General features: G+C 64.9%; 20 protein-coding genes. 7 read left to right on the top strand and 13 right to left on the bottom strand.

The window, feature by feature from the left end; genetic code table 11:
• Positions 1-47: 47 nt before the first annotated feature.
• Both ACT7B3_RS14340 and ACT7B3_RS14335 read right to left on the bottom strand, forming a co-directional pair.
• Positions 48-323, bottom strand: a complete 276-nt coding sequence (locus tag ACT7B3_RS14340; RefSeq protein WP_445158414.1) for a hypothetical protein — start codon at positions 321-323, stop codon at positions 48-50.
• A 19-nt stretch (positions 324-342) separates the two neighbouring features.
• Positions 343-1296, bottom strand: coding sequence for a D-2-hydroxyacid dehydrogenase family protein (locus ACT7B3_RS14335; protein WP_445158413.1), 954 nt, complete (start codon positions 1294-1296; stop codon positions 343-345).
• Positions 1297-1483: 187 nt separating this feature from the next.
• Between ACT7B3_RS14335 and ACT7B3_RS14330 the strand changes: the two genes are divergently transcribed.
• On the top strand, positions 1484-2962 hold the full coding sequence (locus ACT7B3_RS14330; protein ID WP_445158412.1) for a protein adenylyltransferase SelO: 1479 nt from the start codon (positions 1484-1486) through the stop codon (positions 2960-2962).
• A gap of 7 nt (positions 2963-2969) precedes the next feature.
• Here ACT7B3_RS14330 and ACT7B3_RS14325 read toward each other — a convergent pair whose 3' ends face one another.
• From ACT7B3_RS14325 to ACT7B3_RS14300, 6 genes are all read right to left on the bottom strand, one after another.
• Positions 2970-4283, bottom strand: coding sequence for a TRAP transporter large permease (locus ACT7B3_RS14325; RefSeq protein WP_445158411.1), 1314 nt, complete (start codon positions 4281-4283; stop codon positions 2970-2972).
• Positions 4283-4789 carry a TRAP transporter small permease gene (locus tag ACT7B3_RS14320; RefSeq protein ID WP_445158410.1) on the bottom strand — a complete coding sequence of 169 codons (507 nt, stop codon included), beginning with the start codon at positions 4787-4789 and terminating at the stop codon, positions 4283-4285. Before ACT7B3_RS14320 ends, ACT7B3_RS14325 begins: the two co-directional genes overlap by 1 nt.
• A gap of 80 nt (positions 4790-4869) precedes the next feature.
• Entirely contained in the window at positions 4870-5871 is a 1002-nt protein-coding gene (gene dctP, locus ACT7B3_RS14315; protein ID WP_445158409.1) for a TRAP transporter substrate-binding protein DctP, read from the bottom strand.
• Positions 5872-5939: 68 nt separating this feature from the next.
• Positions 5940-6578, bottom strand: a complete 639-nt coding sequence (leuD, locus tag ACT7B3_RS14310) for a 3-isopropylmalate dehydratase small subunit (RefSeq protein ID WP_445158408.1) — start codon at positions 6576-6578, stop codon at positions 5940-5942.
• A 13-nt stretch (positions 6579-6591) separates the two neighbouring features.
• Complete coding sequence (gene leuC, locus ACT7B3_RS14305) at positions 6592-7989, bottom strand: 3-isopropylmalate dehydratase large subunit (protein WP_445158407.1); 1398 nt, start codon at positions 7987-7989, stop codon at positions 6592-6594.
• Between the two features lie 121 nt (positions 7990-8110).
• A complete protein-coding gene (locus tag ACT7B3_RS14300) occupies positions 8111-8938 on the bottom strand; it encodes a GntR family transcriptional regulator (protein WP_445158406.1) in 828 nt (275 codons plus the stop codon).
• 156 nt (positions 8939-9094) lie between these two features.
• On the opposite strand from ACT7B3_RS14300, the gene ACT7B3_RS14295 reads away from it, so the two are divergent.
• The 6 genes from ACT7B3_RS14295 to ACT7B3_RS14270 are packed head-to-tail and all read left to right on the top strand — an operon-like array spanning position 9095 to position 14625.
• Complete coding sequence (locus ACT7B3_RS14295) at positions 9095-9667, top strand: nuclear transport factor 2 family protein (RefSeq protein ID WP_445158405.1); 573 nt, start codon at positions 9095-9097, stop codon at positions 9665-9667.
• Positions 9668-9712: 45 nt separating this feature from the next.
• Positions 9713-10588 (top strand): isocitrate lyase/PEP mutase family protein, encoded by an 876-nt coding sequence (locus tag ACT7B3_RS14290; protein ID WP_445158404.1) that lies wholly within the window; start codon positions 9713-9715, stop codon positions 10586-10588.
• A 31-nt stretch (positions 10589-10619) separates the two neighbouring features.
• Complete coding sequence (locus ACT7B3_RS14285; RefSeq protein ID WP_445158403.1) at positions 10620-11294, top strand: isochorismatase family protein; 675 nt, start codon at positions 10620-10622, stop codon at positions 11292-11294.
• A gap of 17 nt (positions 11295-11311) precedes the next feature.
• Entirely contained in the window at positions 11312-12262 is a 951-nt protein-coding gene (locus ACT7B3_RS14280) for a polysaccharide deacetylase family protein (protein ID WP_086508308.1), read from the top strand.
• A 3-nt stretch (positions 12263-12265) separates the two neighbouring features.
• A complete protein-coding gene (locus tag ACT7B3_RS14275; protein ID WP_445158402.1) occupies positions 12266-13201 on the top strand; it encodes a polysaccharide deacetylase family protein in 936 nt (311 codons plus the stop codon).
• Between the two features lie 11 nt (positions 13202-13212).
• A complete protein-coding gene (locus ACT7B3_RS14270) occupies positions 13213-14625 on the top strand; it encodes an FAD-dependent oxidoreductase (RefSeq protein ID WP_445158401.1) in 1413 nt (470 codons plus the stop codon).
• Between the two features lie 87 nt (positions 14626-14712).
• Here ACT7B3_RS14270 and ACT7B3_RS14265 read toward each other — a convergent pair whose 3' ends face one another.
• From ACT7B3_RS14265 to ACT7B3_RS14245, 5 genes are all read right to left on the bottom strand, one after another.
• Positions 14713-15801, bottom strand: a complete 1089-nt coding sequence (locus tag ACT7B3_RS14265; RefSeq protein ID WP_445158400.1) for a TauD/TfdA family dioxygenase — start codon at positions 15799-15801, stop codon at positions 14713-14715.
• A gap of 150 nt (positions 15802-15951) precedes the next feature.
• The gene (locus ACT7B3_RS14260; protein WP_445158399.1) at positions 15952-16608 is read right to left on the bottom strand and encodes a cysteine hydrolase family protein; all 657 of its coding nucleotides are present in this window, start codon (positions 16606-16608) and stop codon (positions 15952-15954) included.
• On the bottom strand, positions 16605-18545 hold the full coding sequence (locus ACT7B3_RS14255) for a TRAP transporter permease (protein WP_445158398.1): 1941 nt from the start codon (positions 18543-18545) through the stop codon (positions 16605-16607). Before ACT7B3_RS14255 ends, ACT7B3_RS14260 begins: the two co-directional genes overlap by 4 nt.
• A 2-nt stretch (positions 18546-18547) precedes the next feature.
• Positions 18548-19555, bottom strand: coding sequence for a TAXI family TRAP transporter solute-binding subunit (locus tag ACT7B3_RS14250; protein WP_445158397.1), 1008 nt, complete (start codon positions 19553-19555; stop codon positions 18548-18550).
• A 68-nt stretch (positions 19556-19623) separates the two neighbouring features.
• Positions 19624-20547: an isocitrate lyase/PEP mutase family protein gene (locus ACT7B3_RS14245; RefSeq protein WP_445158396.1), complete on the bottom strand. Its 924-nt coding sequence runs from the start codon at positions 20545-20547 to the stop codon at positions 19624-19626.
• Positions 20548-20623: the final 76 nt, after the last annotated feature.

Genomic DNA, 20623 nt, shown 5'->3' with positions numbered 1-20623 from the left:
CCGCAAAAGCGTAGGTGGATAAATGCCGTTGATTCGTCTTGGCTAATCTAATTCGGCGGCTGCCCGTCGGTGGAGATGACCGGCAGGCCGGCGAGATCGATCTCCCCATGCTGGCTGGTCACCGTCAACCGGCTCTGGTCTCCCTGCTGCTGGGCAAAGCCACTGATGCGATGGTCAAGGGTGTCATAGACCCGGACGCAGTCTCCGCTCTGCACAACAAGGCGCCGAGCCTGTGCAAAATAGGCATAGCGTGAACCCTTCTGTTCGCCGGTGGCGTTGGGTGAGCCGAGCTCTGCAGGCCACCAGGTCGTCTTTCCGTTCATGTCGGATCCCCCGGTTGCTTCATGATTCACTCGCCAGGTTCTTCACCGGCCGGCCCGCGTCGAAGGCCAGCAGGTTGTCGAAGGCATCGCTGAAATAAAGCTCGTAGCTGTCCTTCTCCACGTAGCCCAGGTGCGGGGTGGCGAGGATGTTGGGCAGTGCCAGCAGCGGGTGGCCGGCCACCGGCTCCTCGTCGAAGACATCCACCGCGGCGCGTCCCGGGTGGCCTTTGCGCAGGGCCGCTTCCAGAGCGCCCGGGGCGATCAGCGGTGCGCGGCTGGTGTTGACCAGCAGTGCCGTGGGCTTCATGCGGGCGAGGTCCTCGGCGCTGACGATGCCGCGGGTGGCGTCGTTCAAGCGCAGGTGCAGGCTGAGTACGTCGCTGCGTTCGAACAGCTCAGCCTGGCTGGCCGCCACGTCGAGGCCCGCCTCGGCGGCGCGGCTGATTGAGCCCTCGCGGCCCCACACCAGCACGTTCATCTCGAAGGCCTGGCCGTAGCGGGCCACCAGCTTGCCGATCTTGCCGTAGCCGAAGATGCCCAGCGTGCGGCCCTTGAGCCCGGTGCCCAGGGTGCGCTGCCAGCGGCCCGCCTTGAGGTTGTCGAACTCCTCGGGAATATGACGCATGGCGGCCAGTACCAGGCCCCAGGTGAGCTCGGCGGCGGCATACGGCGAGCCGGTGCCTGCCATCACCGTGACCCCATGGCGCTTGCACGCGGCCAGGTCGACGTGGGCCGCGCCGCCGCCGGTCTGGCTGATGACCTTCAGCCCGGGCAGCCGCGCCAGCAGCGAGGCGGTAATCGGCGTGCGCTCGCGAATCAGCACCAGGGCCTCGGCGTCAGTGAAGCGCTCCACCAGGGCGTCTTCGTCGGTCAGGGTATCGTTGTAGATAGTGACGTCGTGGCCTTTTAGCTTGGCAAAGGCGTCCAGGTCGCGTACGCAATCCTGATAGTCGTCGGGGATCACGATCTTCATCGGTGGGGCTCCGGTGGCTTGAAGAAACATCTGTCGCGTCAAGATGCTAATGTGCGGTGAACCGTGGTGTATTGCCAGTCGCCGGCACGCGCAACCGCAGGGTAGCGAGCGGTAAGCGGTTGCAACGTCGCTCGATTTTCGCTCATGTCGGGCCTACAGTGACGGCAGGAACGCCAGTGGAGCCGTCATGTTTCCCGAGTTCACCCTTTGCTATTCCCGCCTGCCCGAGCGCTTCTATGAACGCTTCGAGCCGGTGCCCGTACGTGAGCCGCACTTGGTGGCCTTCAACCGGCCTCTTGCCGAGGCGCTGGGCTTCGACCTTGCCGCCTTCGATGCCGAAGAGGCTGCCGTGTGGTTTGCCGGTAACGTGGTGCCGCGTGGCGCCGAGCCGCTGGCCCAGGCCTACGCCGGGCACCAGTTCGGCGGCTTCGTGCCGCGACTGGGTGACGGCCGGGCGGTGCTGCTCGGCGAGGTGACCGACCACGACGGCCGGTTGCGCGACATCCAGCTCAAGGGGGCGGGGCGCACGCCCTTTTCCCGCGGCGGCGATGGGCGCTCGCCCTTGGGTCCGGTGCTGCGCGAGTACCTGGTCAGCGAGGCGATGCACGCCATGGGTATACCGGCCACGCGGGCGCTGGCTGCGGTGACCACCGGGGAACGGGTGATGCGCGGCATTCCCGAACCGGGGGCCATCCTGACCCGGGTGGCCTCCAGCCATATCCGCGTGGGTACCTTCCAGTACTTCGCCGCCCGCGGCGATATCGAAGGCGTACGCGAGCTGGCTGGGCACGTCATCGAGCGTCACTATCCGGAACTCGAGTCGAAGCAGGGCGGCGAGCGCTACCTGGGCCTGCTCGAAGCGGTGCAGGCGCGCCAGGCGGCGCTGATCGCCAAATGGATGGGGGTGGGCTTCATCCATGGCGTGATGAACACCGACAACACCACGATTTCCGGCGAGACCATCGACTTCGGCCCCTGCGCCTTCATGGAGCAGTACGACCCGCAGATGGTGTTCAGCTCCATCGACGAGGGCGGGCGCTACGCCTACTCCAACCAGCCGTGGATCGCCCAGTGGAACCTGGCGCGGCTGGCCGAGACCCTGCTGCCGCTGATCGATGATGACAGCGACAAGGCGGTGGAGCGCGCCACCGAGATGCTGCAGCGCTTCCCCGTGCAGTACGAAGCCGAATGGCTTGGGGTAATGCGCGCCAAGCTCGGCCTTGAGCAGCCGCAGCCGGGCGACAAGGCGTTGATCGAGGCGCTGCTGGCGACGATGCATCGCGGCCGCGCCGACTTCACCCTGAGCTTCCGCCAACTGGCCGCTGCGGCAGAAAACCCCGAGGCGGAAGCCGCGCTGGTCGCGCTGTTCGAGCGCCCCGAGGAGATCGCCGGCTGGCTGGAGGAGTGGCGCGCTCGCCTCGCCCAGGAGGCGCTAAACGAGAGCGAGAGGGCGCAGCGGATGCGTTGGGTCAACCCGGCGTTCATCCCGCGCAACCACCGCGTGCAGCAGGCGCTCACCGCGGCCATGGACGAGAACGACTTCGGCCCCTTCGAGACGCTACTGCAGGTCGTGACTCATCCTTTCGATGACCAGCCGGGCCGTGAAGAATTCACGCTCCCGGCCGAGCCCACCGAGCGGGTCTTTCGTACCTTCTGCGGGACGTGATGGCTGCTCAGTTGATCATTCCCGGCAGCCAGGTGGCGATGCCGGGGAACACGATCAGCAGCGCGACCAATAGCATCGAGCAGAGAATGTAAGGGATCGCTGCGGCGTAGATCTCGCGCATGGTGGTGCCCTTGGGCGCGACACCCTTCATCACGAACAGCAACAGTCCCAGCGGCGGCGTGGAAAAACTGATTTCCAGCGCCAGCAGCATGATGATGCCGAACCAGATGGGGTCGAAGCCGAGCACCTGGGCCAGCGGGAAGAAGAACGGCACCGTCAGCATCATGATCGAGATCTGCTCCATGAAGGTACCGAGCACCAGCAGCACGGCGAACATCGCCAACAGCATCAGAATCGGCGCCAGATCGAAGCTGGTGGCCCACTGGATCAGCCCACTGGAAGCGCCCGAGAAGGCCAGCAGCTGACTGAAGGTCGCCGAACCGAACACGATCAGGTACGCCATTAGCGTGACCTTCAGTGCGCCGATGACCGAGAGCTTGAACGCCTCCCAGGTCATACAGCGAAAGATCACCGCCAGCACGATGGCGCCCAGGGCGCCGAACGCCGCCGCTTCGGAGGGTGTGGCGAAGCCCATCAGCATCAGCGCGACGATGAACACCATCACGCTGATCATCGGCAGGATGTCGGTGATCACCAGCTTGAGCTTTTGCCCCAGCGGCACCGGCTCCAGCTCGTAGTTGGGGGCTGCGCTCGGGTCTAGCCGGGTCTGGATCCAGATGGTGGCAATATAGAATCCTGCCAGCACCAGGCCAGGCAGGATGCCGGCGATCAGCAGCGCGCCGATATCGACCTTGGCCAGGGTGGCCAGCAGCACGGCCAGCGCCGAGGGGGGAATGATGATGGCCAGCCCCCCGGTGCCCAGGATCGGGCCGATGGCCATGCGCTTCTGGTAGCCGCGGCGCTCCATCTCCGGCACCAGCAGCGAGCCCATCAGTGCGGTGGAGCCCATCGACGAGCCGCTCAAGGTCGAAAAGCCGGTGCCGCCCACCACGGTGACGTAGGAGAGCCGCCCTGGCACCTTGCCCATCAGCCGGTCGATGGCGTTAAACATGCGCATGCCCAGGCCGGTGCGGAAGAACAGTTCACCCATCAGCAGGAACAGCGGGATCGGCACCAGATTGAAGCTGGAGAGGGCGCCGAAGCCATTGTTGAGCAATTGGATGAGGCCGTTCTGTCCGCCCATGAAGTGCCAGGCGCCAATCACGTTGGCGGCGAGGAAGGCCAGGGCGATCGGCGTGCCAATCACCATGAAGCCGAGAATCAGGGCCAGCAGAAAGGCCAGGGCCAGATACCATTCCATTATTCCTTGATCCCCGCTTCGCCGCTGTGAAGGATGTCACGCCCCACTACGAAGCGGGCGAATTCAATGGCCATCATGGAGAAACACACTGGGTACGCGATGGTGAGAATCCATTTCGGCACGAAGAAGGCGCGCACGTCATAGTCGCTGCGCGCGATGTTCATCGACACCAGGTCATAGCCCTTCCACGCCAGCACCACGCAGACCGCCACGCACAGCAGGGCGACCAGGCGACTCAGCACCTGCAGCGCCAGCGGCGGAAGGATCGAGGTGAGCAGTTCGATGTGCACGTGGCCCTTGTGCCGCACCAGCCAGGGTGCGCCCAGCAGGGTCAGGTAGAACATGGCGTACTCGGTGGAAAGGAAGAACCACGCCGAGGGCTGCAGCCCGAGGTTGCGGATCATCACGGAGAGCACGATGGCCACCATCAGCCATACCAGCATGATGGCGGCCACCAGGGCCATGCCGTTGAGCAGCAGCAGATAGGCACGACTCGCGTAACGCATAGGGGTACCTGGACGCGAAGAGACGAAGGGAGGGTCGAACCGAATGCTGGGGGGGCAGCCGGGTGGCCGGCCCCTCCCGATTACAGGTCGTTGAACTTCTCAATCAGTTCGTCGTAGTGCTCAAGCCCCATGGGATGGCGCTCCATCTGGCGGCGCATGCGCTCCCAGGTGGCTTCGCGCGCGGCCTCGGAAAAGCGCTCGCCGGCCTCGCCTTCCAGACGGAAGACCTGCATGCCGTCGGCTTCCAGCTCGGCCTGCTGCTCTTCGGCCAGTACTTCGAAGCGTTCGGCGCTGGCCCGCTCGTGCTCGATGGCCACTTCCTGCAGGATCTCGCGGGCTTCCTCGCTCAGGCCGTTCCAGCTGTCAAGGTTGACGATCACACCCATGTCGGTGGAGAAGAAGTCAGGATCGATGCGGTAATTGAGGAAGCGGTCCCAGTTGAGGTCCTTGAGGCCGATCTGGGTCCAGCCGGTGGCGTTGACCACGTTGCGCTCCAGCGCCGAGTAGACGTCGGTGGTGGGCAGGCTGATCGGCTGGGCGCCCAGGTAGTCCTGGAAGAAGGCGTCATAGACCGGATTGCTGCGAAGAGTGAGTCCGGAGACGCTGAGGTTGCCGTCGTCGTTCAGGCGCGGCTCGTTGATGGTATAGAGGTTGTAGCTCACGCCGCTGTCGAACCAGCCCAGGTAGTAGACGCCCATCTTCTCCTGGTGGATTTGGTTGAGCAGGTCGATGCCGCCGTTCTCACGGGCATAGATGGCATTGGTGTTGGAGGCCACCATGGCATCGCGCTCAGGCACGGTGCCGGCATAGAAGCTGGCCGCGGTGTAGGCCATGTCAACCACGCCGTTGCGTACCGCGTCGGGCTGCTCGGAGAGGCCGATCACCTCGGGGCCGCCGCGTACAGTGATCTGCACCACGCCTTCGCCACGCTCGTTCACCTTGTCGACGAATTCGAGGAAGCTCTGGGTGTAGATCAGCGATGGCGGGAAGGCGTGGACGGCGGTAATGCGTTCCACGGCCAGGGCATGGCCCGACGCCATCAGGACGGCCAGGCTCAGGGAAGTAAGGACAGGCTTTTTCATGATTGTTCTCCTTTGTACAGCGTTCGTCGTGTTGTGGTTTGTTGTTGTCCCTGATGGGCAGTGGCTGCTCAGCCCCGTGTAATGATTTCTGCGGAAGGTGCTGTCACTTCGAGCCAGGGGCGTAGCTTTGCATAAGTGGTTTCGAACCGCTGGATGGCGTCAGCGTGCTGCCGGGTCATGTCGATGTCGTCCCAGCCGTTGAGCAGCTTGGTACGCCAGGTCGGCGCGATGGTGAAGGTGACGCTCAGCCCGCCAATGCTGATGAGCTGTGCCTCCAGGTCAACGCGCAGTGGGCCGGGTGACTCGCCGAGTGCGGTGAGCAGTGCCTCGGCGTCCGCTTCGCTGACCGTGGCTGGCAACAGCCCGTTGTTGACCGCATTGGAGGCGAAGATGTCGCCGAAGCTGGGCGCGATCACGCAGCGAAAGCCGAAGTCCACCAGCGCGTAGACGGCGGCCTCCCGCGACGAGCCGGCACCGAAATTGCGCCGTGCCACCAGGGTCTTCGCCTCATCCGCCTGCGGGTGGTTGAGGATGAAACCCGCCACCGGCCGGCCGTTTTCGTCGTGGCGCAGGTCATGCAGCAGGAAGCGTCCGTAGCCGACGCTGCGCGGCTCCTTCATGAAGCGCGCCGGAATCAGCTGGTCGGTATCCACGTTGGCCAGCGGCAGCGGGCAGGCCGGGGCGTCGATGATCTTGATCGGTTCCATCATTCGGCTCCTGTCACAGCTCGCGCACGTCGGCCAGGCGGCCGGCCACGGCTGCCGCGGCCACCATGGCGGGAGACATGAGGTGGGTCCTGGCTCCCGGCCCCTGGCGGCCCTTGAAGTTGCGATTGGTGGTAGAGGCGCAGCGCTCGCCGGGCGGCACCAGATCGCCGTTCATGCCCACGCACATGGAACAGCCCGATTCGCGCCACTCCAGCCCTGCCTCGCGGAATACTGCATCGAGCCCCTCGGCCTCCGCCTGTTGCTTCACCTGGGTGGAGCCGGGCGAAACAATGCCCGGCACCTTGCTACGTCGGCCGCGAAGCACGTCGGCGGCGGCGCGCAGATCCTCCAGCCGGGCGTTGGTGCAGGAGCCGATGAACACTCGGTCGATGACGATGTCGGTCAGTTTCTGGCCGGCAGCGAGCCCCATGTAGTCGAGGCTGTCGCGCACCTGCCGGGCGCGGGCGGCGTCCTGCAGGTCGGCCGGATCGGGTGCGCTGGCGTCGATGGGCAGAGCCTCTTCCGGCGACACACCCCAGGTCACGGTGGGGGCGATCTCGGCGGCGGCGAGGGTCTCTTCGCGGTCGAAGCGGGCGCCTTCGTCGCTCTTCAGGCTCTGCCAGTAGGCCAAGGCCTGCTCCCATTGCTCCCCCTGAGGGGCGAAGGGGCGGCCTCGCAGGTAGTCGAAGGTGGTCGCGTCGGGGGCGATCATGCCGCAGCGGGCGCCGCCCTCGATGGAGAGGTTGCACAGCGTCAGGCGCGCTTCCATCGACAGGCCGCGAATGGCGCTGCCGGCGTATTCGATGGCGTGGCCCCGGGCGCCATCGGCACCCAGGCGGGCGATCCAGGTCAGCGCGATGTCCTTGGCGCTGATGCCCGGCGCCAGCTCGCCCTCGACGGTGAGGCGCATCTTCTTGGGGCGGCTCTGCCACAGGGTCTGGGTCGCCAGTACGTGGGCCACCTCGGAAGCGCCGATGCCGAAGGCGATGCTGCCGAAGGCGCCATGGGTCGCAGTGTGGCTGTCGCCGCATACCATCAGCAGCCCGGGCTGGGTCAGGCCCTGCTCGGGGCCCAGCACGTGGACAATCCCCTGGCGCGGGTCGTCGAGGCCGAACAGCGTGATGCCGTGCGTGCGGGTGTTGTCGCTGAGCTGTTCGATCATGCCGCGCACCTTGGCATCGGCGATGGCGTCGAGCCGGCGGGTCAGAGTCGGTACATAGTGGTCGGCGATGCCGAAGGTCAGGTCGGGGCGCGCCACGCCAAGCTCGCGCTCACGCAGCTTGTTGAAGGCATGGAAGGAGCCTTCATGAACGAAATGCCTGTCGATCCACAGCAGGCTCTGGCCGCTCTCGCTGCGCAGGATTTCGTGGGCGTCCCATACCTTGTCGAACAGGGTCGTTGGTATTGTCATGTCGGTCGCTTCAAAGGGGGTGCATCGTTTTCATGTCGCTTTATTTTTACAACTATCCCAGGTCGATGTCACAGGTCAATTGTATTTTTTTTGACATTTTAAATGTATTAAAAATAGTACATCATATGGATCTTGCTCTTGCGTGGTGCTTCGTTTCTATGCGTCCTGGTTCTTGGGCCATCGGCTCCCAGTACCGCTCCGCTTCGTCGCCGGTGCGATTGAGATCCACCTGAATGCGATAACGGTCGGGGCGGTAGAGCGCGTCGAGGTGCTCCACGCCGCGTCCCTCCTCGTCGTAAACCACGCGCGTCAGAGAGATCAGAGGTGAGCCCACTGACACGTCCAGCGCTTCTGCCACCTCGTGGGTGGCCAGGGTGGCTGAAATGGTCTGGGCGGCATGGTCGACCTTCACGCCGCTACGCTCGAGCAGGGCGAACAGCGGGGTCTGCGACAGGTCCGCCTCGTTGTAGTGCAGGGCGATGTACTCCGGCACGTGGGTGACCAGATAGGAGAAGGGCTTGTCGTCGGCCATGCGCACGCGAATGGAGCGCTGCACCTTGTCGCCGTCGCGCAGCCCCAGGCTCTCGCGCACCGGCTCCGGCGGCTTGACGTAACAGAACTCCAGCAGCCGCACCCGCGAGGCCTTGCTCATCTTGACCATGTTGGGCAGCAGGTTGGCGACACTGGCGGTCATCACCGTGGCGTCCAGCGGCTGTTCGAGTACCACCGTGCCCAGCCCCGGCTTGCGCGCTACCAGGCCTGCCTCGTCGAGCGCCTGCATGGCGCGCCTGACCGTGACCCGCGACACGCCGTACTGCTCCGCAAGCTTGAGCTCGCCGGGCAGCTTGCGCCCCGGCGCCAGCCTGCCGCTGAGAATGGCGTCCTTGAGCAGCAGGTAGATACGGTGGGACTTGGTGCCGCCGACGGAGTTGGCGTGGGTATCGTTCATGGTGCAGTCCTGAATCTTGTTGTCCTGGGCGCCATCAAGGCTTGACGCGATACGCAGGGTAGACATAGAAATGTATTATGCATAGAACATATAGCTGTGCCATGCATACTCAAGCATAGCGCCAAACAACGACAAAGGCTTCCTGGAGATCTTTTCATGCCTGTCATACAGGTCAGTCTGATCCGCGGCTATTCCGGAGAGCTCAAGCAGCGCCTTTGCGCGCGGCTGACCGAGGCCGTGCGCCGCAGCATCGACGTCGATCCGGAGGGGGTCACGGTGATGCTGCACGAAGTCGAGCCCGACGGTTACATGCGCGCAGGGCGCCCTCGTACCCCCGCTGGCGCAACGAGCGAAGCGCTGGGCACGGCACCCGAGGCGATAGTGCGCGAGTTCCTCCAGGCGATGGAGGCCCGCGACCTGGCGCGTGCCCGGGGGCTGCTCGACGACGACTTCCGCATGACCTTTCCCGGAAGCGGCGAGATGACCCGGCTGGAGGAGCTGGTGGCCTGGGCCAGCCATCGCTACCGCGACGTGCGCAAGCGCATTGCCGGCGTCGATACGTTCGACGAGGGCGGGCGAGCCACGGTGGTATGTCACGGCGAGCTGGAGGGCGAGTGGCCCGAAGGCACGCCCTTCTCCGGGGTGCGCTTCATCGACCGCTTCGAGCTACGCCACGGCCGGATCTTGCGCCAGCAGGTCTGGAACGACCTCGCCCTGGCCGGTCGTTGAGCCCCTTCGTCCCTTCTTCCGTCATCAACGAGGAACCCGATTGCCATGACTCTTCCCCCCAGCCGTCTCAAGGCCAGGCTGCACGCTCCCGAGATCGTCGTCGCCCCGGGGGTCTATGACGCCCTCAGCGCCTCGCTCGCTGCCGAAGCCGGCTTCGATACCGTCTACCTCTCGGGGGCCAGCATCGCCTACACCCAGCTTGGGCGTCCCGATATTGGCCTGGTCAGCATCAGCGAGGTCAACGACGTGATGTCGCACATTCGCGAGCGCACCGACCTGTCGGTGGTGGTCGACTGCGACACCGGCTTCGGCAACGCCATGAACGTGATGCGCAGCGTGCGCATGCTGGAGCGAGCCGGGGCCAACGCCATCCAGCTCGAGGACCAGACCTACCCCAAGCGCTGCGGTCACCTGCGTGGCAAGACCCTGGTGCCCACGGGAGAGATGGTGGGCAAGCTCAAGGCCGCGCTCGATGCCCGCCAGGATGACGACACCCTGATTATCGGGCGTACCGACGCGGTGGCGGTGGAGGGCACGGCCCGGGCCATCGAGCGCGCTCACGCCTACCGCGAGGCCGGGGTCGACATGCTGTTCATCGAAGGCATTCGCAGCGACGATGATATCGCCAGCATCATGGCCGAATTCCGCGGCCGGATCCCGATCATGGCCAACATGGTGGAGGGGGGTGACACGCCGCTGCAGAACGCCCGGGCGCTGCAGGAGCAGGGCTTCTCGCTGGTGATCTTCCCCGGCGCCCTGGTGCGCGCCTTCACCCACATGGCGAGCCAGTTCTTTGCCACCCTGCGCCGCGACGGCACCACCGATGCCTTCCGCGAGCGTATGCTCGACTTCGGCCAGCTCAACGAGGTGCTCGGTACGCGCAAGATGCTCGAGCTGGGCGAGAAGTACGACGCCCGCTGATCACAAGGACAAAGACACAGGAGTAGAGCGCATGATAACGACCGACAAGACCGCCAAGGAGATCTTCTTCGAGGTGATGGCCAACCCCCAGCGCGTGCCGTTCGGCTTCGGCAACAAGGCGGTGCTGGTCAACGTCGACCCGCAGAAGGCCTACACCCGCACTGATCTCTACACCACCGCCTACGAGACCGACCCCAATCAGCTCGACTACGTGAACCAGCTGGCGCGCGGCTTTCGCAAGCTCGGCTGGCCGGTGGTGTGGACCCACGTGGCCTTCCTCGACTCCGCCGAGGATGCCGGCGTGTGGGGCACGCGCACCGACACCCCGGATTCGCTGCAGAACATCAAGTACGGCTCCGACCGCGCCGCCTTCGACGAGCGCGTCGAGATCGAGCCGGGGGACGTGGTCTATACCAAGCGTATGCCCTCGGCCTTCTTCGAGACGCCGCTGCAGTCGCTGCTGGTGTGGCATCAGGTCGACACCGTGATCGTCACCGGCGGCTCCACCTCAGGCTGCATTCGCGCCACCGCGGTGGACAGCCTGTCGCGGGGCTATCGCACCATCGTGCCGATGGAGTGCGTGGCCGACAAGCACGAGAGCTACCACTACGCCAACCTCACCGACCTGCACCTGAAGTACGCCGACGTGATGAACGTGGCCGACGTGCTGGCCTGGCTCGAGGCGCGCGCGAGCGACAAGGCCTGAGCGGCGAGGAGGCGGTGATGAAAGAGACGCTGGATGCCTACGACTACTGGCCCTACGAGAACCGGCCCAAGATCGCCTGGCCGAACGGGGCGCGGGTGGCCTTCTGGGTGGCGCCCAACATCGAGTACTACGAGCTCGACCCGCCGGCCAACCCGCAGCGCAAGCCGTGGCCCACGCCGCACCCTTCGGTGCCGGGCTTCAGCATTCGCGACTACGGCAACCGGGTAGGGCACGAGCGCCAGATGGCGCTGCTCGACAAGTACGGCATTCGCGGCTCGGTGTCGCTCTCGGTGGCACTCTGCGAGCACCACCCCGAGATCGTCGCCATGTGCCGCGAGCGCGACTGGGAGTTCTTCAGCCACGGCATCTACAACACCCGCTACACCTACGGCATGAGCGAGGCCCAGGAGCGGGAGATGATCCGCGACGGCATCGAGACGATCCATCGCCACACCGGGCAGAAGTGCGCCGGCTACCTGGCGCCGGCGCTGTCCCACTCGGAGCACACCCTCGACCTGTTCGCCGAGGTGGGCCAGGAGCTGTTCGGCGAGGAGGGCGGCATCTACACCTGCGATCTGTTCCACGACGACCAGCCCACGCCGATCCGGCTGCGCTCGGGGCGGCGCTTCATCTCCATGCCCTACTCGCTGGAGATGAACGACACCATCGTCTACGCGGTGAACAAGGTGGAGCCGCGCCACTACCTGACCATGCTCAAGCGCCACTTCGACCGGCTCTACGCCGAGGGCGCCGAGTCGGGCACGGTGATGTGCATCCCCACCCACAACTATCAGATCAGCTGTCCGCACCGCATCAAGGCCTTCGAGGAGGCGCTGGAGTACATCACCGGCCATAGCGACGTGTGGGTCGCCACCGGCCGTGAGATCGCCCGGCACTATCTCGCCCACCACTACGACGACGCCCTGCGCGACATCGATGCCAAGGCCGCCACGGCCGGGAGGAGCTGAGAGATGTCCCTCGAACCCGAATACCTGCACTACCCCTGGCGACGCCACGGCTACGATCACGAGCGCTATGCCTGGTCGATGCTGGGCGAGCGCCCGCCGCTCCAGTGGCCCGGCGGTAAGCCGCTGGCGGTGTGGATCAACGTCTCGCTGCAGTTCTACCCGCTCAACCAGCGCGGCGTGCCGTTCAAGGTGCCCAACGGCATGACCATGCCCTATCCGGACCTGCGCCATTACTCGCTGCGCGACTACGGCAACCGGGTGGGTATCTACCGCATGCTGGCGGCCTTCGAGCAGCGCGGCATTCGTCCCACCTGGGCGATCAACGCCCAGCTCGCCGAGCAGCAGCCCTACCTGTTGCATCGCTTGAAAGCCTACGGCGGCGAGTTCCTGTGCCACGGCTGGAACATGGATCACCTGCACTACGGCGGCCAGGATCGCGACGAGGAGGCCGAGATCGTGCGCCGCTCGGTGACGACGCTGCGCGAGCTGACCGGGCAACCCGTTCGCGGCTGGTTGAGTCCGGCCAAGCACCAGAGCTGGAACACCCCGGAGCTGCTGGCCGAGAACGGCATCGAGTACTGCGCCGACTGGGTCAACGACGATCTGCCCTACGCCTTCGCCACCGAACGCGGCGAGCTGACCATGCTGCCGCTCTCCACCGAGATCGAGGACCAGTTCGTGATGTGCCAGAACCTGCACTCGGAGGACAGCTGGGTCAGCCAGGTGACGGATGCCTTCGACTTCCTGCTGCAGGAGGGGCGGGAGCAGGGCGGCCGGCTGCTGGCGCTCAACCTGCACCCCTGGCTCGTCGGCCAGCCGCACCGTATCGGCTGCCTGGAGGCGGTGCTCGACCATATCGCCGGCCATGCCGAAGTATGGCAGGCCCCGGCCGGGGAGATTCTCGACGCCTACCGCCAGCAGGGCGCAGGCAACGACTGAGGAGCGATGCCATGGCAAGCGTGGCTTTTGGCAGTGCGAAAGAGTTCGAGGTGCAGGTGCCGCTGGTGATCGTCGGCGCGGGCGCCTGCGGGCTGGTGGCGGCACTCGCCGCCCGGCAGTTCGGTACCGAGGCCGTGGTGCTGGAGCGGGATGCCTTGCCGCGGGGCAGCACCTCCATGTCCCAGGGGTTCATCCCGGCGGCGGGCACGCGCTTCCAGCAGCAGCGGGGGGTGACGGACAGTCCGGCGCTGATGGCCGAGGACATCCAGCGCAAGAACGACCACCAGGCGGACCCGGAAATCGTCCGCACCTTGACCGAGGCCTCCGCCAGGGTGGTCGAGTGGCTGGCCGACGACCACGGGGTGCCCTTCGATCTGGTGGAGGGCTTCCTCTATCCCGGACACAGCCGCATGCGCATGCACGCCACCCCAAGGCGCACCGGGGAGGAGCTGATGGGCAGCCTGCTCAGTGCGGTGGAGGCGGCGGGCATCGACCTGCTCACCGAAGCGCGGGTGGTCGACCTGCATGTGAGCGACACCGGCCGGGTGCATGGCGTGACCCTCGAACGCCCCGACGGCAGCCGGGAGTCCATCGGCTGCGACGCCCTGATTCTTGCCTGCAACGGCTACGGCGGCAACCCCGAGCTGGTGGCGCGCCACCTGCCGGCATTGAAGGAGGCGCTTTATTTCGGCCACGAGGGTAACCAAGGCGACGCGCTGCTGTGGGGCGAGGCGATGGGCGCGAGCCTCAAGGACCTGGGCGCCTGCCAGGGCCACGGCTCGCTGGCGATGCCGCACCAGACCTTGATTACCTGGGCGGTGATGATGCGGGGCGGGGTGCAGGTCAACACCGAGGGGCGGCGCTTCTCCAACGAGCACGGCGGCTACTCGGAGCAGGCGGCCAAGGTGCTGGCCCAGCCGGGCGGCATGGCCTGGAACCTGTTCGACCGGCGCATCCACCAGGCGGCACTGGAGTTCGAGGACTACCGCAACGCCCATATCGCCGGGGCGGTACGCACCTTCGACAGCCTCGAGGACATGGCCTCCGGGTTGGCGCTGCCGCTGGAGGCACTGGGCGAGACCTTCGCCGAGATGCAGGCCCTGGCCGAGAGCGGTGGGGCCGATGCCTTCGGTCGCACCTTCAGCAGCGAGGATCTGCTGGTGGCGCCCTTCCATGCGATCAAGGTGACCGGCGCGCTGTTCCACACTCAGGGCGGGCTGGAGGTGACGACCCAGGCGCGGGTGCTGCGCCAGGACGGTTCCGTCTTCCCCAACCTGTTCGCTGCTGGCGGCGCGGCGCGCGGGGTTTCCGGTTCGGGCGACAGCGGCTATCTTTCCGGCAATGGCCTGCTCAGCGCCGTGGTACTAGGTGCCATCGCCGGCCGTGAAGCCGCCCGCCAGCTCAATTGCGATACCGCCGCCTGAGTCAGCTTGTCCCTTCTCGTACCGAGGCGCCGGGCAGCGTCAGCTCCCGCGCCTCTTCCCTCAGCTGCACGTCGTTCAGTGCGCCCTTCAGCCACTGAAGACGTTGTGCATCTGGTGGTAGCGCGCCTGGCGACGTTCGTAGGCGAGGAAGTCGGCGGTGATATGCTTGCCTCGGTTGCCGCCTCGAACGGCACCAGCGCGAGTGTCCTTGAAGGCCGCTTTCCAGCTCTCCGGAAGCGGCTGAGAGCCGGGTATGCTCATCCACAGGCGCAGCAGGTGGCGTTTGCGTGCTTCGTCCTCGTGGTCTTCGAAATCGGTACGTGAGTGCACCACAGTGAAGTTGTTAAGCAACTGAATATCGCCTTTCTCGATATTCATGGAAAAGCAGTACCTGGGGTCCTTGAGCTTCTCATCCAGCCAGTCGAGGGCCTCGATCTGGTCCTGCTCCAGGCGTGGTACGTCGTCGAAATATTCCTGCGCTGCGGTGATGTTCTTGCGGTTGGTGCGAAATGCCGGGTAACCCTGGGCTTCACCAAACAGCGGACAAGGGTAGACGTTGGGCTCGTCATCCGACCCAGCGCCCTGCAGGCTGAAATAAAACGGCTTGCGCAAGGCAGCCTCCAGCTCGGGGTGAGTGCGCATGAGCTCGTCGTGGATCGCCAGCGAGCTGGTGATCAGGCTGGTGCCGCCTGCCTTGGCGGGATGAATGCACAGCAGCGACACCACGTCGCAGAAGTCGACATGAAAATCGAGTCCCGCATTGGTGTTGTAGCCACGCCCACCATTGACCTTGTACTGGCCGCCGGTGTCCTTGACAGAGGTCATGATGTCGCTGTGCTTGTTCTGTGTCCTGGCCACGCCGACATGCAAGCCCAGGCCCCAGTAGAGGGTCTTGATCTCCTCAACGCTGTAGCGTTCGACGGGAAGGCCCTTGAGCAGGCAAAACCCCCAGCCCTGCTGAGTGCTGGCATAGGCGGAAGTGATTTCTTCAAAGCCGGCCTTGCCAAGGGGAAAGTCATCAGGAGCCAAGGCGATAAGGGACTTCCTGGTGGTGACGGCATGGCGAAGGGCACGGTCGATATCGTCGATGGCCGCTTGTGAAAGATAGCGAATCCAGCTGGTATCTCTTTCGACGTCATGGCTGAGCCAGGGGCGGCATTTCGTCAGGTTGCTCATGGGATATTCTCGCTCATTGTTATCGGGAACTGTCAGGCTATCAACGTCGATGCCTTGAAAAAAACGATATTCATGAAAGGTGGAATGAAGAAAAAATGGTGAAAAAAAGCCAGTGTTTTCACTGGCTAATAAATGCAGGGAGAAGGGGTGTCAGTGCAGGTTTTCCTTCAGGGTGTCGAGAATGCGTCTTGAGGATGCGACAAGAAAGCGCTCTTTCATCAAGGCCAGTGAAGCATCATGAAACTGAGCATTGCTGCTGGCCACGGCGTCTTCGGCCACAACAGTGTAGTAGTCGTGATGTGCGCAGCTGCGCACGGTGGATTCGACGCACCCCTCGGTATTGGCACCGATCACCACGGCGGTGTCGATGCCATTGGCCTTGAGCAGCATGTCGAGACTGGTGCCCAGGAAGGCATCCGGACGCAGTTTGTCGACGATGGGATCCTGCTCGCGAGGAGCAATACCGTCGCAGAAGGCGGCTCCCCAGGAGCCTTTCATTGTGTAGCTCGGGCTCTTCCCGTCACGTACCTTGAGCCGGAGCCAGGCGGGGCTGTCGCCGCGACCGTCGGGCAGCGTGACCTGGCGCACGAAAACCGTGAACAAGCCCAAGGACTGCCAGTCGGCGATCAGCCGAAGCATGTTGGGCAGGTGTGCCTGAGCCAGGGCCATGTCTCGGCCGGCGTTGGCGAAGACCCCTTTTGCGTCGAAGAAGTCGTTTTGTATGTCGATGACCAGCAGCGCCGTCGACGCGGGGAGGAGGATTTCCTCCAGGGTCTGGCGTACGGTCTTGCCGTGCAGGGTGATCATGGTATCTCCTCGCCGAGGGAGTAGGCGGCCTTGCCGCGCAGCAGATGCAGGGTCAGCCCCAGTAGCAGCAGGGCTCCGCCGGCCAGCGGCAATGCCAAGCCGGGCGCGATGAGGCCGAACGCGGCCAGCGAGAACAGCAGGCGCTCCCAGTACGCCAGCGGGTAGAGCAGATAGCCCGACATGGCGGCTCCGATCAGCGTCACCCCGATCAGTCCGGTAATGGCGTAGGCGGCGATGGTGACGCCGTCGCCGATCATCAAGATCTCGGGATGGAAAACGAAGACGAAGGGAATGATGAACGCCACCAGCGAGAGCCGGATGGCGGTAATGCTGGTGGGCAGCCAATTGGCCTTCGCCATGCTGGCGCTGATGAAGACCGTGGCGCACAGCGGAGGCGTGAGGCCAGCAATAATGCTGAAGTAGAAAATGAACATGTGGGCGGCTATGGGCTCGACGCCGAGCCGTACCAGGGCCGGTGCCACCACGGCGGCGGCCAGCATGTAGGCGGCAGCGGTGGGCAGCCCGGTGCCCAGCAGCATGGCAACGACCATGGCCAGCAGCAGCGAGATGAACAGGTGGTTCTCACCCAGGCCGATGATGGCGGAGGTGAAGGTTACGCCCATGCCGGTGGTCGAAATCATGGCCAGCAGTATCTGTGCGCCGGCGATCAGCACGGCGATGGCGACCAGGCCGATACCGGCATCGATGCACCCTTCGCGCAGGCTGTTGAGGCGTGCCTTGAGGTCCGGCCAGCTGCGGGTGCCGAGTAGAAACAGCACAACGAGAATGGCAGTGGCGGTGAAGGCTGCCATGGCCGGAGAATAGCCGCGCACCAGTAGAGTGATCAGGGTGCCCAGCGAGAGGAATACCGGCCCGGCTCGGCGCAGGGTGAGCACCTCCTTGGCGCGCGGCAGCTGGTCACGGGTCATCGGCTTGTAGCCGAGACGCTTTGACTCGAAGTGGATGCCGGCCAGGCAGCCGGCGAAGTAGAGCACCGCGGGAATGATGGCGGCAACCATGATGGTGATGTACGAGATGCCGATCAGCTCGGCCATGATGAAGGCGCCGGCGCCCATGATGGGCGGCATGATCTGCCCGCCGGTGGAGGCGACCGATTCGACGGCACCGGCGAAGGTGGGCCGATAGCCGAGCTTTTTCATCAGCGGAATGGTGAAGGCACCGGTGGTGGCGACGTTGGCGGCGGCAGAGCCCGAGACACTACCGAACATGGCGCTGGAGATCGTCGCTACCTTGGCGCCACCGCCGGTGGTGCGGCCGCCGATCACCATGGCCAGATCCATGAAGGTCTGGCCACCGCCGGTGCGCAGCAGTACCGCGCCGAAGATCACGAACATGGCGATCACCGTGGCCGAGATGCCGGTTACCATGCCGAACAGGCCGCGGGTGGAGAGATACAGCACCTCGGCGGCGAAGCGCGCATCGAGTCCGCCATGGGCCAGGGGGCCGGGCAGGTTGGGGCCCGCCAGGGCATAGGTCAGGCCGGCGACGCCCAGGGCCGGGATGGTCCAGCCGATCACCCGGCGGCAGCCTTCAAGGACCAACAGGGTGGCGACGATGGCTAAGACGAAGTCCAGCTGGCTCATTCTGAAGGTGAAACCCATGATGCGGTCATAGCTCAGGATCAGGTGTCCGATCACGGTCACGGTACCCAGGATGAAGGCGATGTCGATGAATCCCAGGGGAGTATCACGGGCGTTGCCGCGCCGCATGTCATAGAGACAGAAGGCCAGGATCAGGGTGCCGCCGACGTGCAGCGAGCGCTGGATCAAGTCGGGAAAGGAGCCGAAGGCACCGGTGTAGAGGTGGAACAGCACCAGCGTGGTGCTGAGTAGCGCAATCAGGTGCCCGCGGAACCGCGTCATCGGCGAGCGCACGGCACCCTCATCGGGCGCCGAGACGGTGGGCTGTGTGGCCACGATCAACCCTCCTCAAGCTCATCCGGCATCAGGTGCTCCGGGATCTCGTAGCCCTGTTCGAGAATGTAGCGGGCTACGCCGGCGTGCAGCGGGGTCTGCCCACGCTCCAGCGTCTGCTCGATGATGTCGAGTCCCTCGATGGCCGAGTAGGATTCGGCGACGGTATCGACGTTTTCGACCACCGTCTTGAAGATGTCGTAGGCGGTGTCCTCGGGCAGGTCGGTGGTGGTGCCGACGGTGATGAAGACCACGCGCAGGTTCATCGGGCCGGTGTCGTAGGGCGTGTCGTCCACATGCATGAAATCGAAGTGAGGATACTCGGCCTGTACCTGTTCGATTTCATCGTCCGTCCAGCCCAGGATGCGGATGTCGCGGGTGGTCTCGGCATCCATGATGGCGCTGTCGGGAGCGTTGGGCGGCCCAGCCTTGGTAAAGCCGACCACGCGGCGATCCTGGAAAGCGGTGATGGCGTCGCTCATGCCGGTGCGAAACCAGTTGGGTTCGACCCCGAGTGCCTCCATGGCCTCGAAGGTGGCGCGCTCGGTGCCGGAGCCGCGGCCGCCGCCGTTGAATGCCTTGCCGTCGAGGTCGGAGTAAGAGGTCACGTCGGAGGCGGCGTCGACCACGGTCAGGTAGGCCAGCGGCGTGGTGACCCAGAAGGTGCGAAAATTGGGGCTGGGGTCACCCTCGAAGGGGCCAAGCCCCTTGTAGTATTCGAAGAGGTCCGGCTCGGCCATCATGGCCCAGTCGACCTGGCCGTCGCGCAGCCGGCGCGAGTTGTCGAGCCCGCCACCGGTTTCAAGCACCGAGTGGTTGACATCGTCGAGCTCCGAGTTGAGCAGCTGGGAGACGGCGACGAAATAGGCGTACAGCGACGATGCCTGGCTGGTGGTGCCTATCGAGAGCTGCGTCTGCGCCTGCGCCCCGAGGGGAAGCGAGAGCAGCAGGGCGGCACCGATACCGGCTGCCAGGGGAGTCTTGCGTGTTACCTGAGTAGCAGGGGTCGTCATGGGATTGCCTCTTGTTGTTATCGCTCGGTGGCGATGGGGAAGTTGTTGTGATGTGCGTCCTCGGCGTCCTAGCCGCGATCGGTGAAGCGCGCTTCCAGCGTCGTCCACTCGGGATAGTCGAACAGTGACCAGAGCCCCTGGTGATCGAGCATCTGCTCGCGCATCGGAGCGGTACTGCCATGCTGTGCCAGGCTCTCGAGCATGCGCGCGCCCTGGAACCCGAACAGCCGGGTCAGCGAGTTGGGGTAGATGGCCAGGCGGTAGCCGAGGGCGGCGAGGGTGTCGGCGTCGAGGAAGGGGGTGCGGCCGCCTTCCACCATGTTGGCGAGCGTGGGGCACTGCAGCCGCTGGTTGATCTGCTGCATTTCCTCCTGGCTCTCGGGAGACTCGACGAAGATGATGTCGGCGCCGGCCTCGCGGTAGGCCATGGCGCGGTCCAGCGCCTCGGCCAAGCCGTGGCCGGTGCGTGCATCGGTGCGCGCGATGATCATCACGTCGTCATCGTCGCGGGCGTCCACGGCGGCCTTGACCCGGCCCTGCATTTCGGTGATGTCGACCAGCTTGCGTCCTAGTTCATGGCCACACTTCTTGGGCCAGGCCTGGTCCTCGATCTGCATGGCGCTGACGCCGGCACGCTCGAGTTCGCGTACGGTTCTCACCACGTTGAGGGGGCCGCCATAGCCGGTATCGACATCGCAGATGATGGGGATGTCGATCACGTCGGCGATGCGCCTGGCCCGCTCGGCGATCTCGGCGAATGAGATCACCCCGATATCCGGTGCTCCCAGGGCGCTCATGGAGACTCCGGAGCCGGTAATATAGGCGGCTGGGAATCCTGCCTTGGCGACCAGTCGTGCGCTGAGGCAATCGAAGCAGCCGGGCGCCATGGTCAGGGCATCACGTTCGATCAGCGCCCTGAGTTGCGCATTTCGGCCTTGGGCCTGAGCGAGCCCAAGCGGATAGCCTGGCCGCCGTGTAACGGTGGTAGTCATGAAAGTCTCCTGGTCATGCCTGTCGAAAAAGTACGGCCCTGCGAGAGAGCACGGCGTGGCATGGAGTGGATTAGGT

Source organism: Halomonas sp. E14 (assembly GCF_052568415.1).
Note: the sequence above shows the minus strand (reverse complement) of the source record. Positions and strands in the feature narration are given on the sequence as shown.

Excerpts from the sequence above, each read along its gene's own strand:
- ACT7B3_RS14320 (WP_445158410.1), bottom strand. The coding sequence starts at position 4,789 with ATGCGTTACGCGAGTCGTGCCTATCTGCTGCTGCTCAACGGCATGGCC.
- ACT7B3_RS14280 (WP_086508308.1), top strand. The coding sequence starts at position 11,312 with ATGAAAGAGACGCTGGATGCCTACGACTACTGGCCCTACGAGAACCGG.
- ACT7B3_RS14250 (WP_445158397.1), bottom strand. The coding sequence starts at position 19,555 with ATGACGACCCCTGCTACTCAGGTAACACGCAAGACTCCCCTGGCAGCC.
- ACT7B3_RS14325 (WP_445158411.1), bottom strand. The coding sequence starts at position 4,283 with ATGGAATGGTATCTGGCCCTGGCCTTTCTGCTGGCCCTGATTCTCGGC.
- ACT7B3_RS14300 (WP_445158406.1), bottom strand. The coding sequence starts at position 8,938 with ATGAACGATACCCACGCCAACTCCGTCGGCGGCACCAAGTCCCACCGT.
- leuD (WP_445158408.1), bottom strand. The coding sequence starts at position 6,578 with ATGGAACCGATCAAGATCATCGACGCCCCGGCCTGCCCGCTGCCGCTG.
- ACT7B3_RS14265 (WP_445158400.1), bottom strand. The coding sequence starts at position 15,801 with ATGAGCAACCTGACGAAATGCCGCCCCTGGCTCAGCCATGACGTCGAA.
- ACT7B3_RS14275 (WP_445158402.1), top strand. The coding sequence starts at position 12,266 with ATGTCCCTCGAACCCGAATACCTGCACTACCCCTGGCGACGCCACGGC.
- ACT7B3_RS14340 (WP_445158414.1), bottom strand. The coding sequence starts at position 323 with ATGAACGGAAAGACGACCTGGTGGCCTGCAGAGCTCGGCTCACCCAAC.
- ACT7B3_RS14290 (WP_445158404.1), top strand. The coding sequence starts at position 9,713 with ATGACTCTTCCCCCCAGCCGTCTCAAGGCCAGGCTGCACGCTCCCGAG.
- ACT7B3_RS14335 (WP_445158413.1), bottom strand. The coding sequence starts at position 1,296 with ATGAAGATCGTGATCCCCGACGACTATCAGGATTGCGTACGCGACCTG.
- dctP (WP_445158409.1), bottom strand. The coding sequence starts at position 5,871 with ATGAAAAAGCCTGTCCTTACTTCCCTGAGCCTGGCCGTCCTGATGGCG.
- ACT7B3_RS14285 (WP_445158403.1), top strand. The coding sequence starts at position 10,620 with ATGATAACGACCGACAAGACCGCCAAGGAGATCTTCTTCGAGGTGATG.
- ACT7B3_RS14270 (WP_445158401.1), top strand. The coding sequence starts at position 13,213 with ATGGCAAGCGTGGCTTTTGGCAGTGCGAAAGAGTTCGAGGTGCAGGTG.
- ACT7B3_RS14330 (WP_445158412.1), top strand. The coding sequence starts at position 1,484 with ATGTTTCCCGAGTTCACCCTTTGCTATTCCCGCCTGCCCGAGCGCTTC.
- ACT7B3_RS14245 (WP_445158396.1), bottom strand. The coding sequence starts at position 20,547 with ATGACTACCACCGTTACACGGCGGCCAGGCTATCCGCTTGGGCTCGCT.
- ACT7B3_RS14295 (WP_445158405.1), top strand. The coding sequence starts at position 9,095 with ATGCCTGTCATACAGGTCAGTCTGATCCGCGGCTATTCCGGAGAGCTC.
- leuC (WP_445158407.1), bottom strand. The coding sequence starts at position 7,989 with ATGACAATACCAACGACCCTGTTCGACAAGGTATGGGACGCCCACGAA.
- ACT7B3_RS14260 (WP_445158399.1), bottom strand. The coding sequence starts at position 16,608 with ATGATCACCCTGCACGGCAAGACCGTACGCCAGACCCTGGAGGAAATC.